Genomic DNA, 12491 nt, shown 5'->3' with positions numbered 1-12491 from the left:
GGCGGCCACGGTCTCTGCCGCGGCGCCGGCGGCGGTCGGTGCGACGCGGGTGGCTCGGCGCCGCGGTTCGGTGTCGCCGCGTTCGGGTGCGGGGGCCTGCGCGGGTGCGGGACGACGCCGGGGGCTCGGTTCGGCGGCGGCGTCGGGTTGTTCCCGTCGTCCCGGACGATGCGGCGGCGGGGCTGCTCGGCGGGTGCGTTCGCTGTCTCGCTGGTCGGCGGGTGCGGCCATGCCGCGACTCCAGGGCGGAGTGGCCGCCCGGACCGTGCGGGGGCTATGTCGACCGGACCGATCGTGCGGCGACTCGTCGTCGGGTCGCGCGTGCCGCGATCGGCCGCTGCCACCGCGGGGGTCCACCACCGGGATCGGTTCGGTTTCGTCGTTCATTTCGCCGTTCAGTCTTTCATTCCCGGATATGGGAAAGCTGAGAATGAGCTTTATCGGGTTGTGACATCCTGCACGATGGCGGTCACGAATGCATACCCGCCGCGCAGGCTAGTCCGCTGGGGCAGCGCGGAATCCGAGGATCGCGCACAGATTGTCCAGGTGGATGTCGAAAACCTGGGTGCGGTCGGTGAAGGTCTGCGCGCCGTACATGTCGAACACGTCGAAGCTCACCGCGCCGAACAGGCCGGTCCACACCGTCAGCGTGCGCACCATCGCCCAGTCCGGCAGCTCCAGCCCGAATTCGGCCCGGATGCGCTCGATATCGGCGGCCAGTTCGGCCGGGGTCTCCGGGACGGGGTCCGGCGTCGTGAGCTCTCCTGCGCGACAAGCGTTTTCGACGATGGCGAGCAGTGATCCGATCACCCGGGTGCCGGGGGCGGTCGTCTCCTGGGCAGGTGCGTCGTAGCCGGGGACGGGGGTGCCGAACAGCAAGCCGTAGCGGGCCGGTTCGGCCAGCGCCCATTCGCGCACGGCGTGGGCCAGCACCCGCAGCCGGGCAGCGCCGTCGGCGGGTGCGCCGGCCAGGGCGGCGTCGACGGCGTCGGCCAGTTCGGTGTAGCCGTCGACGACGAGCATGGTCAGCAGTTCGTCGCGGCTGCGCACGTAGCGGTACACCGCCGAGGAGACCACGCCGAGGTCGCGGGCGACAGCGCGCAGCGACAGCGCCGCGGCGCCGTGCACCGCCAGATGGTCACGGCCGATGCGCACGATCTCGTCCATCGTGCGGGCGCGGGCGCGGGATCGGGGAGTGCTCATACCCCCACCCTGCCATATAGAGAGCGGTGCTTACCAGAGTGATCGGCGATCTGGCGATGCGAGTCGTACTTGTCACAAATCGTGACGCAGATTACTGTTACCCGCCGGTAATGAGCGTGCCCGGCCACCGACCGGCGAACAAATGCGAGGAGATCGACACCTGATCGATTCGAGATCGCCGCTCGCCCCGCCGTCGCCGCCGACCCGGACCGCGACTCGGCCGGACCTGCCGCGCCAGCCACCCGGTCACGCGCCGATTTTCCCTCGATCCGCGCCATGAGCAGGCGCGACATTGTTTAGGGATACCGGGGGACACACCTAAAATACTCGGTAGTAGCGTTGATATTCGTCACCGGCGACACACACTCACGGAGGCCCGATGAGACACCATGCGCAGCCCGTTCACGGGGCCGACCGGTTGCGGGTGGCCCGCACCCGGCAGGAGCGGCCATGACCGCGCGCGACACCGATTTCGACGTCCTGATCGTCGGCTCCGGATTCGGCGGCAGCGTCACCGCGCTGCGGCTGGTCGAGAAGGGTTACCGGGTCGGCATTCTCGAGGCCGGTCGCCGCTTCGCCGACGACGAACTGCCCGAAACCAGCTGGGACCTCCGCAAATTCCTGTGGGCGCCCGCCCTGGGCTGCTACGGGATCCAGCGCATCCACCTACTGCGCGATGTACTGATCCTCGGCGGCGCGGGCGTCGGCGGCGGCTCGCTCAACTACGCCAACACCCTCTATGTGCCGCCGGAACCGTTCTTCCAGGACAACCAGTGGCGCGACATCACCGATTGGCGCGCCGAACTGACGCCCTACTACGAGCAGGCCACCAAAATGCTGGGCGTGGTGCGTAATCCGCACATCACCCCCGCCGACGAGGTGTTCAAGCAGGTCGCCGACGACATGGGCGTCGGTGACACCTTCGTACAGACCCCGGTGGGCGTGTTCTTCGGCGAGCCCGGAAAAACCGTGGACGACCCGTATTTCGGCGGTGTCGGCCCACAGCGCACCGGCTGCCTGGAATGCGGCGAATGTATGACCGGCTGCCGCCATGGTGCCAAGAACACGCTGGTGAAGAACTACCTGTATCTGGCCGAGCAGGCCGGTGCCCAGGTGCTGCCGCTGACCACGGTCACCGCGGTGCGGCCGCTGCCCGACGGCAGCTGGCAGGTCGACACCCGCCGCACCGGCGCGAAGATCCGCAGATCACCGGCCTCCTACACCGCCGGACACGTCGTCCTCGCCGCCGGCACCCGCGGCACCCAGAAGCTGCTGTTCGACATGCGCGACAAGGGAATTCTCCCGCAGCTGTCGCCACGGCTGGGCGAGCTGACCCGCACCAACTCCGAATCCATTCTGGGCGCGGCGACCCCGACAGTGGACCCAGAGCGCGACTTCACCCGCGGTGTGGCCATCACCTCCTCCATCCACCCCACCCCAGACACCCACATCGAACCGGTCCGCTACGGCAAGGGATCCAATTCGATGGGCCTGCTGCAGACACTGATGGTCGACGGCGGCGGACGGATCCCACGCTGGCTGCGATTCCTGCTGGAAGTGCTGCGCCATCCGCTGACCCTGCTGCGGATGCTCAGCGTGCGCAACTGGAGCGAGCGCACGGTCATCTCGCTGGTGATGCAGCATCTGGACAACTCCATCACCACCTACACCAAGCGCGGTGTGTTCGGCCGCAAGCTGACCTCCAAACAGGGCCACGGCGAACCGAATCCGACCTGGATCCCGGCCGGCAACGATGTGACCCGCCGCGTGGCGGAGAAGATCGGCGGCACCGCGGGCGGCACCTGGGGCGAGGTGTTCAACATCCCGCTGACCGCCCACTTCCTGGGCGGCGCGGTGATCGGCGCCGACGCCGATCACGGTGTCATCGACCCCTACCACCGCGTCTACGGCTATCCGACGCTCAGTGTGGTCGACGGCGCGGCGGTATCGGCGAATCTCGGTGTGAACCCGTCGCTGACGATCACCGCGCAGGCCGAACGTGCGGCCGCACTGTGGCCGAACAAGGGCGAACAGGACACCCGCCCGCCGCAGGACAGCCCCTACCAGCGCATTTCCCCGGTCGCGCCGCGGCAGCCGGTGGTTCCGGCCTCGGCGCCGGCGGCGCTGGTGCTGCCGATCGTCGAAATCAAGCGCGACAGCGCCTGATTCACCCGCACCCGCGATCCGGCCGCCGTGGCGATCTCTCGCCGCGGCGGCCGGTTCAGTTCGCGGAGATGTGGGCGAAGCCCATCGGCGAGGTCGGCGGCGGCGCCGAGGTCAGCGGCGCCCGGAATTCCTGCAGCGCGGTGAGCACATCGACGTGCCGCCCGGCATAGCAGCGCACCTGCGGTAGCGCGTGGGCGACCTCGCTGCGCTCCATGGCCTCGGCGTCGATGTAGCCGATCGCGTCGAGTTCGATCCGCAACTGTGCCGCGATCCGCGTGATCGCCGCCGATTTGCGACCCCACCCGACCTCGACGGCGGCGAACAGCCCGTGCAGGCCGTGACGTTCCAATTTGTCGGTCGTCCAGGACCATTCGCCGCGGCTGGCCACGGCGTGCATCACGCCCCGGCCGGTCAGCGTATGCAGCGCCCGCACCGCGTCCGGGCGCAGTGCACCACTGGTCGAATCGCAGACCACACCGTCCCACATGGTGTTGTCCAGTTCCCAGACAAGACATTTCACTGCCGGTGCTGTCATCTCGCCCCTACGGTCCACTCTCCTCAACACCCACATCGGCCACACCGCGGGGCACAGCCGATGGGTACCGCCACCATCCAGGTACCGATTGTGCCGGACAAGCCCCCGCTTTCCTGGGCCGGTCCCGCGAGAGGTCATAGTAGGGATGCGGGGCCGCGCACACCAGCCCTGGCAAATCACTGGCTCGCGGCACGGCTCACAGCGTCGGTGTCACCAGCGGGACGGCCTCCACCGGATGGCCGGCCTGGATGGGGGCGCCGATCGAGGCCACCCGCCACACGCCTCCGTCGCGATACACCTTCGCCACCACCATGCCGGTGTGCGGACCACCGCCGCGCAGATTGCCCCGCGCCAGCTCGGCGGTCGACGAACCGTCGATCATGCGCCAGTAGCCGTTTCGAATGCGTTCGAAGGTATGCCCCGCATACGAGGTGACCACGAAAACCACCGACGTCACCTGCGCCGGCAGCCGGGCCAGATCCACGGTGATGACCTCGTCGTCGCCCTTACCATCGCCGGTCAGGTTGTCCCCGGAGTGGCGCACCGCACCGTCACGGGAGGAAAGCTGCTGGTAGAACGCCACATCCACGAGTGTCTGCCCGACGAACAGCAGCGCCGAGGCGTCCAGGTCGATCTCGAGTGCGCGCAGCCCGCGCGGGCCGTGCACCTTCATCGGATCCCATCCGACACCCATCTTCACCATCGACAGCTCACCCTTGCGGATCTGGTTGAGCGCCACCTCCTGGCCGGGCGCCAGCACCGCCGGTCCGCGATAGGGCAACTCGTCGGCCCCGCCGCCCACCGCGACACCGTGCGCGGTCACCAGCGCCGCGAACCCGGCCGGGAATCCGTGCCCGAGCGGACGCACCTGCCAGGTGCTGCCCACACGGTCCAGATCGGCGACGATCACCGCCGGTTCCTCACCCAGGCCGTCGACGGTGTACTCGTACACCGCATTTCCGCTCGAATCGGCCACGATCAGCTGCGGCGGCGCGTAATCGCTGAAACGATCCTGCTGATCCTCGAGCGAGGCCACGATGCGCACATGCTCGATTTCCGGTGGGAGCGAACGCAATCCGATCGACAACTCCGGGCGGCCGGAGGCCAGGCGCACCCCGTGCGCTGCGGGCTGGTTGTAGAAGATCAGATCGGTTTCGTCACGGACCCTGCCGGCCGAATTCAGCAGCAGCGCCGAGACATCGACGGGTTCGCTGTGCCGGACGGATACGACGACCTCGTCGTGGGTCAGACGATCCACCTGTCCCTTGGTCAACTGAGCGGCCACCCTCCCACTCTACGTCGACTCCCGGCGGTATTCGGGCAACACGGGCGGGCGGCCCCGCCGGTTCCGGTGCGCCCGGGCGTGGCGGGTAGCGTGAGCGGCGACGGTGGATCGCGACGTCGAAAGGGACGCGGATGAGGTCGGGGGCACGACGAGCACCCGGTCGCGGGCCGCGAGGGCCCGCGGCGGCAGCGGTGGTGGTGGTGTCGGCCGTGCTCGCGGTCGCCGGATGCGGCGACGACTCGGCGAGCACCGAATCCCCCGCGCCCGCAACGACCACTGCCGTGCGCACTTCCGAGGCACCGACCAGCGCGCCGCCCGCCGAACCCACCACCGATCCGTTCGCCGGCAGCTCGCTGATCGATCACACCGAATGGACCGACGACCCCGACGGCCGCCGCCTGCACGTCTATCCGACCGCCGCCGGTCGCGCCGACCAATTCCCCGCCGCCCTGGACCGCGCCTGGTCGGAGGTGCTCGCCGACTCCCCCGACGCCGACTCGCCGGGCATGTACGACCAGTTCCGATGCCACTGGGTGTGGGCGCGAATGGTCGCACCGAACAAGCCGAGCTGGAATCTGGAACCGTGGCGGCCGGCCGTCGGCTACCAGGCCACCGTCCAGGCGATGTGCAATCCCGGGGGTCCCGACCCGGCCGGCAACTGATCGCGAAACCGGCCTGCTCCGGCCACGATTCGCGCCTCTGGACGATCGACCGGTGAAATGTGTTGTCCGCGACCGGCTTCGAAGGAGACCGCGACGATAGGTATCGTGGATGTGGTCGCCAGCGTACGAGCCGAAGGGAGCGTCACGTTGCGGTCGCCGATCCCTCGGCCCGCGCACGCCCACCCGGCGAGCGCCCCGGCCTCCGCACCCACTCCCGCGCACACCATCACCCGGATCCCTTCGCCCCCTGCGGGTGCGCGTTCCCGCCCGTCCGGCGAGGCCATTGCCCCGGCAGCCGTCCGCGATCTCTTCCCCGCGCTCACCGGCGACGGACCGGTCTATCTGGACAGCGCCGCGACGACGCAGAAACCGCTGCCGGTAATCGAGGCGATCGAGGGCTATCACCGCCGCCACACCGCCAATTCCGGCCGCGGCACCTACCCGTGGGCGACGACGCTGACCCGCGCGATCGAACAGGTGCGCGCCGATACCGCTCGCTTCCTGCACGCCGAGCCGGACGAGGTGGTGTTCACCGCGGGCGCCACGGCCGGCCTCAACGCGGTCGCCCTCGCCTGGGGGCTGACCACCCTCGCCGACGGCGACGAAATCCTCTACAGCCCACGCGATCACGCCTCCAACGTGTACCCGTGGCTGCAGCTGCGGGCCACACTCGCCCACTTCGGCCGCCGGGTGCGACTGATCCCCTATCGGACCACCGCACTGGGCGAGGCCGATATCGACGACATCGCCGCCAAACTCGGGCCGCGCACCCGGCTGCTGACCCTCAGCCACCTGCACCACGTCTACGGCGCGCGCACCACTCTCGAGGAGCTGCGCGGCCGCATCGACGCCCGGGTGGCCGTGTGTTTCGACTGCAGCCAGAGCGCCGGGCACATCCCGATCGATGTCCGTGAGCTGGGCGCGGATTTCGCGGTGCTGTCGGCGCACAAGATGTTCGCCGCGCCCGGCACGGGGGTGCTGTTCTGCCACCGCCGCATCCACGACCAGCTGAGCCCGTTCCTGCCGGGCGGCAACTCCGGTGTCAGCGTGCGCGATTCGGCGCTGTTGCCGGCTCGGATGCCGCATCGGCTCGAAGGCGGAACCCACAACATCCCGGGCATCCTGGCCCTCGGCGCCGCCCTGCGGGTACTCGACTCGATCGGCATCGACGCCGTCGAACGGCACAACCGGATGCTGACCCGCCGCCTCCTCGACGGCATGCGCGCACTACCGGGGCTGCGCCTGCTGCCCGGCCCCGGCCACGCCCCGTGCGACACCGGGTACGGCATCGTGTCGTTCACCCTCGGTGGGATCACCGCCACCGATCTCGGCTTCGTGCTCGCGGAACTGGGTTTCCTGGTACGCACCGGCGCGCACTGCGTCCCCACCGACACCGTGAGCGAGGACGCCGAAATGATTGCGGCCGAAGCCGATTCGGTGCGCGTGAGTACCCACGTCTACACCACGGCCGAGGAGATCGACCGTTTCCTCGGTTGCCTCACCACCATCGCCACGGAGGTCCGATGACCACACGCCGCGAAACCGCCGCAGCCGTCTCCACCGCCGACCCCGAACCGGAGTCCGGGTCCGACGCCGGCGGCGCACCGCAGAGCAACGCATCGGATTACGACCGCCGCAGCGCGTCCCGGATTCTCGCCGAACTGGCCCGTCCCGGCCTGTTCACCGCCGCCGCACCCACCGCGGCGCGCACCATCGCGGTGACCCGCACGCCGGTGCGACCCGAACCGGGCAGCCACCTGACGCTGTCGCAGCGGATGTATCTGGAATCGTTCATGCGCCCGTGCCGCGCCGATCAGGTCACCAGCGCCACCCATCGGGTGGTGTGGACCGACAGCGACGGCATACCCAATACCGGCCACGTCCGCGCCGACGGTCTCGGGCCGATCGTGCCGGTCGCGGTCCGCGAAACCGTGCTCGCCCTGTGGCACAGCCTCGAGGCCGATACCGCACTCGCCGAACGGATCGCGACGCTCACCCCGCACGAGCGCGCCGTGTTGGGCGCGACCACCACCGATCAGGATCCGATCGACATCTTCCGCGTCGGTATCGAAGCCACCGGCCGAGCGCTGGCACAGCACGCGTTGCTGGCCGCCGCGACTCCGTACCGGACCGCCACCGAATTCGCCTGCGGGCTGCGCGATTCCGGCATCTTCGCCGCGGTCGCCACCCGCTGGTACTGGGAGCAGCAGGCCTCCACCTATCGGCGCGGCATGATCGCGGCCGCCTTCGACACCCAGCCCGACGGCACCGTCCGCTACACCGCCGACACCATCGCCACCCTGCGCGCGATGAAGGACGCCACCATCCACGACGCGCACACCGTGATGCGGCGGGCCACGACCGAGGAGGGCCTGTCGGTGGAGGCGGCCATCGGCAAGTATCACGACGAACTCGACCTCATCTCACGCCAATACGCACTGCTGCCGGCGGGCGTGCGCCCGTCGTGCCCGGCGGCGATGCCGCATCGCATCGACGGCGAGCACTACTGTCTGCTGCCCGAGGTGGTCGATCGGTTCGTGGACCTGTTCACCCACACCGTGACCGGACTCGACATCGTCGAAACACCCGATGCCACAGGCGATCTCGCGGGAACGGCCGACCTCCTGTTCTATGTGCCGGATATGAACTGCAAACATTGTGTGCGCACCATCGGCGGCGTGCTGGAATCGATGCAGATCGCGGTGCACGAGATCGATCTGATCAGCAAGGAGGTGCGCGCCGAATTCCGCAGCGCCCGCAACCGGCACCGGGCCTTCGAAGCGTTGCGCGACAGCGGTTACAACCCGACCCTCGCGGCCCCGGACCCCGCGGGATGAGCGCACCGCCCGCGTTACCGGCGCTGCTGCATCCCCTGGTCCGCGCCTACCTCGACTGCCCGCGCGCCCTCACCGCGGTCGTCGCCCGGTTCGGCACACCCGCGCATCTGCTGTTCCCGCAGGTCTATCTCGACAATCTGCGACGACTGCGGGCCGTACCGGTGCGGCATCGGCTGCGGCATCGGATCTGCTACGCGCACAAGGTGAATCATTCAAGAGCGTTACTGGCGACCGCGCACCGGGCCGGTATCGGCGTCGACGTCGCCTCGGCGCAGGAACTCGCCGCGGCCCGCGAGGTGGGCTTCGCGCCCGGTGATATCGAGGTGACCGGACCGAAGGGCAGGCGATTGCTCACCGCACTCGCCGGTTCCGGTGTGACGGTGAACGTGGACAATCCGTGGGAATTGCGCGAGCTGGCCGGCCTGGCCACCTCGTCCGCGCCGATCCCGGTGCTGTTGCGGCTGAGCGGCTTCCCCGGCCCCGGCGGACAGCCGGCGGTGAGCCGATTCGGCATCGGCCCTGACGAGGTGGCCGAACAACTGGTGTTACTGGCCGCGAGTCGAGACCGGATCATATTGCGCGGCTTCGCCTTTCACCTCGATTCCGGAGACGTCGGTGAACGGGTGCGGGCGGTGGAGGCGTGCCTGGACTGGATCGAACGCGCCTACGCCCACGGCCTGGCCCCCACGGTGATCGATATCGGCGGCGGGTTCCGGCAGGTGTTCACCGCCGACGCCGACCGGTTCGACCGCTACGCGCTGGCGCTGCGGGAATCGCTCGTCGGGCGCGGGGAGCCGATGAGCTGGGCCGGCAACACCTTCGGATACACGATCGACGACACCGGCGCGCACGGCATCCCGATCTTCCACAAATACGCCAACACGATGCCGGGGCCGCGGATGCTCGACGACCTGCTCGGCGCGCCGCTGGCCGCCCACGGCGGGCAACCGCTGGCCCGGGTACTCGCCGACAACCTGCTGGAACTGTGGTGCGAACCGGGGAAGGCGCTGGCCGATCATGCCGGGATCACGGTGGCGGGAGTGGAATTCGTCAAGCGCACGGCCGACGGCAGCACGGTGGTGACCGTCGATATCGGGCGTGACACGATCACGCCCGCCGACCAGGAGGTGATGGTGGATCCGCTGCTGCTGCCCGGACCCGAATCCGGTGACCACCCCGTCGAGGATCCCGGCGGGCCGGTCGGGGTGTACATCGGCGGGCATCTGTGCCTGGAACGCGATCTGATCAGCAATCACAAGGTGTGGTTGCCGCGGCTGCCGCAGCCCGGTGATCTGCTGGTCTTCCCGAATACCGGTGCCTATCACATGGATTTGTCGGCAGCGCGCGCATCGATGCATCCCCTGCCGCCGAAATTGGCCGTCGACTACCGCGACGACGGCTTCCACGTGGTGCCCGACGCCGAATACCGCCCCGGGAGGCCGTGATGCGCTACGACGACATCACCGATCTGATCGGTGACACGCCCCTGCTGCACCTGGACCCGGCCGTGCACCGGCTGCCCGGGGTGCAACTGTATGCCAAACTCGAGTTCTACAACCCGTTCGGTTCGGTGAAGGACCGCGTCGCCTGGGGCATGATCCGCGACGAGATCGACGAGATCACCGCGCGCGGCCAGACACTCATCGAGGCCTCCAGCGGCAACACCGCCAAGGCGTTGCGGCTGCTGGGCGCCCGCCACGGAGTGGGCCTGCACGCGGTGACCAACCGGATCAAGGTCGACGAGGTGCGCGATCTGCTGCAGCTGTTCGGCACGCGGATCGAGGAGCTGCCTGGACTGTCGGAATGCCCGGATCCGACCACACCCAACGACGTGTACTCGGTGATCGAGACGACGATGGCGAAAAATCCCGGCGCCTACCACCATCCGTCGCAGTACACCAACGAGAAGAACATCGACGCCCACTATCACGGCACCGGGCGCGAGATCCACGAGGACCTGGCCGCCGCCGGACTGGGCGCCGACTATCTCATCGGCGGACTCGGCACCACCGGCTCCACCCGCGGCACCGCCACCTATCTGCGCAAACATCACCCGGACCTGCGCACCATCGCGGTGGTGTCGCAGCGCGGTGACTTCATTCCCGGCATCCGGTCGGAAACCGAGATGTGGGATGTGGGGCTGTTCCAGCCCGAGTTCTACGACCGGATCGTGACCATCGATGCGGCCCGGGCGATCGAAGCCACCCTCGAATTGGCCACCGGCTACGGCATTCTCGCCGGCCCCACCAGCGGCGCCGGATACGCCGCCGCGCTGGAGGTGTTGCGCGAGCTGCCGCCGCGGCCGACGCCGATCGTGGCGGTGCTGATCGTGTGCGACCGCATCGAACCATATCTGTCCTACATCAAGAAACGCCGCCCGGACCTGTTCGGACGCACGGGTTCCGCTGTGGCGGCGCCCACCGACGCGGAACTGGACACCGTCCGCGAACTGTCTGCGGACCAGCTGCGGGAACTCGACGCCACCAGCCGCCCGACGATCGTCGACACCCGCGGCGCGATGGCCTACCGGATCGGGCACATCCCGGGCGCGATCAATATTCGCGACGACCAGCTCGACGACATGTTCGCCCACGGGGTGCCGTTCTCCCGTTCGCGCCCGGTGGTTTTCGTCTGCCCGGTGGGTGATCTGTCCCGCCGCTTCGCCGCCACGGCCGCCCGCGCGGGCTACGATGCGGCAAGCCTCGCGGGCGGCATCGTCGCCTGGCGCGATGCCGGGTTCGAGCTGGAAGGGGCAGCGCCACCGGCGATCTGAGCACCGGCCGGTCCGGGCACTGCCCACCTGCCGCCATCCCACCGCCACCGTTTCCGCACGCGCGTGAAGGCGGCGGTGGGCGCGGCTACCGTGATTCGGTATGGCGGTGACGGTGCTGGTACCACACGAGATCGGGGTGTCGGCCCTGGCGCATCTCGACGGTGTGACCGCCCTGCACTATCGCCACGATGTGTTGCCGCCCGGCGCCGAGGCGGCGCGGGTGCTGATTCCCGATTTCCCGGCCGGCGCCCACACCGTCGCGCTGGCTCACCGGCTTCCGGAACTGGGTCTGGTGCAACTGCTCACCGCGGGCGCCGACGGCTGGGCGGGCGCATTGCCCGAAGGGGTGCTGCTGTCGCATGCGCGCGGCGCGCACGACGCCGGGGTGGCCGAATGGGTTCTGGGAGCGTTGATCACGCTGTGCCGCGACTTCCCCGTCTTCGCCCGTGCCCGGCAGGAACGCCGCTGGGCCACCCGCCCCACCGACAACCTGTACGGGAAGAAGGTGCTCATCGTCGGCGCCGGCGACCTCGCCGATGCCCTGGCCCGCGCGCTGGCGCCCTTCCGGACTCCGGTGACGGTGGTGGCGAGTACCGCGCGGGCGGGCGTGTATCCGGTCGACGAGCTAGCCGCACTGCTGCCCCACCATGACATCGTGGTACTCGCGGTGGCGTCGACCGCCCGCACCCGCCGACTGGCCGACGCCTCGATGCTGGCCCGCATGCCCGACGGCGCGATTATGGTGAACGTCTCGCACGGACCGGCGGTCGACACCGAAGCCCTTGTCGCCGAACTGTATTCGCATCGGTTGCGCGCCGCGCTCGATGTCACCGATCCCGAACCGCTGCCGCCGGATCATCCGCTGTGGGGTGCGCCGGGGCTGTTTCTCACCCCGCATGTCGCGGGCACCGGCAGCCACAGCACGATCCGCGCCTACGCGGTGGCCGCCGCCCAGATCGAGCGGTTCCTCACCGGCCGGCTTCCGGACAACCTCGTCCGCCGAGCACGGTGAGCGTGCGCCGCGGGTCGT

Annotated in this window: 10 protein-coding genes and 1 pseudogene; 7 read left to right on the top strand and 4 right to left on the bottom strand. The window is 69.4% G+C overall.

What is annotated here, in order from left to right:
- Together NE2_RS35780 and NE2_RS19530 are read right to left on the bottom strand one after the other, a co-directional pair.
- Positions 1-231: pseudogene (locus tag NE2_RS35780) on the bottom strand (hypothetical protein); the annotation flags it as partial.
- A gap of 264 nt (positions 232-495) precedes the next feature.
- Positions 496-1203, bottom strand: coding sequence for a TetR/AcrR family transcriptional regulator (locus tag NE2_RS19530; protein WP_063028141.1), 708 nt, complete (start codon positions 1201-1203; stop codon positions 496-498).
- Positions 1204-1653: 450 nt separating this feature from the next.
- Between NE2_RS19530 and NE2_RS19525 the strand changes: the two genes are divergently transcribed.
- Positions 1654-3369 (top strand): GMC oxidoreductase, encoded by a 1716-nt coding sequence (locus tag NE2_RS19525; protein ID WP_063028139.1) that lies wholly within the window; start codon positions 1654-1656, stop codon positions 3367-3369.
- 55 nt (positions 3370-3424) lie between these two features.
- Here NE2_RS19525 and NE2_RS19520 read toward each other — a convergent pair whose 3' ends face one another.
- A complete protein-coding gene (locus tag NE2_RS19520) occupies positions 3425-3904 on the bottom strand; it encodes an HAD-IIIC family phosphatase (RefSeq protein ID WP_030514463.1) in 480 nt (159 codons plus the stop codon).
- A 196-nt stretch (positions 3905-4100) separates the two neighbouring features.
- The gene (locus NE2_RS19515; protein WP_063028137.1) at positions 4101-5189 is read right to left on the bottom strand and encodes a TerD family protein; all 1089 of its coding nucleotides are present in this window, start codon (positions 5187-5189) and stop codon (positions 4101-4103) included.
- Between the two features lie 191 nt (positions 5190-5380).
- Here NE2_RS19515 and NE2_RS19510 point away from each other — a divergent pair, with 191 nt between their 5' ends.
- The 6 genes from NE2_RS19510 to NE2_RS19485 all read left to right on the top strand — a co-directional run bounded on the left by NE2_RS19510 (position 5381) and on the right by NE2_RS19485 (position 12473).
- Complete coding sequence (locus NE2_RS19510; RefSeq protein ID WP_063028135.1) at positions 5381-5851, top strand: DUF2599 domain-containing protein; 471 nt, start codon at positions 5381-5383, stop codon at positions 5849-5851.
- Positions 5852-5956: 105 nt separating this feature from the next.
- Positions 5957-7378 carry an aminotransferase class V-fold PLP-dependent enzyme gene (locus NE2_RS19505; RefSeq protein ID WP_233429828.1) on the top strand — a complete coding sequence of 474 codons (1422 nt, stop codon included), beginning with the start codon at positions 5957-5959 and terminating at the stop codon, positions 7376-7378.
- The gene (locus NE2_RS19500) at positions 7375-8688 is read left to right on the top strand and encodes a heavy-metal-associated domain-containing protein (RefSeq protein ID WP_233429827.1); all 1314 of its coding nucleotides are present in this window, start codon (positions 7375-7377) and stop codon (positions 8686-8688) included. The genes NE2_RS19505 and NE2_RS19500 overlap by 4 nt, the downstream gene beginning before the upstream one ends.
- Positions 8685-10133: a type III PLP-dependent enzyme domain-containing protein gene (locus NE2_RS19495; protein ID WP_063028133.1), complete on the top strand. Its 1449-nt coding sequence runs from the start codon at positions 8685-8687 to the stop codon at positions 10131-10133. The genes NE2_RS19500 and NE2_RS19495 overlap by 4 nt, the downstream gene beginning before the upstream one ends.
- Positions 10133-11461: a pyridoxal-phosphate dependent enzyme gene (locus NE2_RS19490; protein ID WP_063028131.1), complete on the top strand. Its 1329-nt coding sequence runs from the start codon at positions 10133-10135 to the stop codon at positions 11459-11461. The genes NE2_RS19495 and NE2_RS19490 overlap by 1 nt, the downstream gene beginning before the upstream one ends.
- A gap of 100 nt (positions 11462-11561) precedes the next feature.
- Positions 11562-12473, top strand: coding sequence for an NAD(P)-dependent oxidoreductase (locus tag NE2_RS19485; protein WP_063028129.1), 912 nt, complete (start codon positions 11562-11564; stop codon positions 12471-12473).
- The last annotated feature ends 18 nt before the right edge of the window (positions 12474-12491 follow it).

The sequence above is a fragment of the Nocardia elegans NBRC 108235 genome (assembly GCF_001612845.1).
GTDB lineage: Bacteria > Actinomycetota > Actinomycetes > Mycobacteriales > Mycobacteriaceae > Nocardia > Nocardia nova.
Note: the sequence above shows the minus strand (reverse complement) of the source record. Positions and strands in the feature narration are given on the sequence as shown.

Bases quoted from the DNA above. Each gene is read 5' to 3' on its own strand.
- NE2_RS19530 (WP_063028141.1), bottom strand. From the start codon at position 1,203: ATGAGCACTCCCCGATCCCGCGCCCGCGCCCGCACGATGGACGAGATC.
- NE2_RS19525 (WP_063028139.1), top strand. From the start codon at position 1,654: ATGACCGCGCGCGACACCGATTTCGACGTCCTGATCGTCGGCTCCGGA.
- NE2_RS19520 (WP_030514463.1), bottom strand. From the start codon at position 3,904: ATGACAGCACCGGCAGTGAAATGTCTTGTCTGGGAACTGGACAACACC.
- NE2_RS19500 (WP_233429827.1), top strand. From the start codon at position 7,375: ATGACCACACGCCGCGAAACCGCCGCAGCCGTCTCCACCGCCGACCCC.
- NE2_RS19495 (WP_063028133.1), top strand. From the start codon at position 8,685: ATGAGCGCACCGCCCGCGTTACCGGCGCTGCTGCATCCCCTGGTCCGC.
- NE2_RS19490 (WP_063028131.1), top strand. From the start codon at position 10,133: ATGCGCTACGACGACATCACCGATCTGATCGGTGACACGCCCCTGCTG.
- NE2_RS19485 (WP_063028129.1), top strand. From the start codon at position 11,562: ATGGCGGTGACGGTGCTGGTACCACACGAGATCGGGGTGTCGGCCCTG.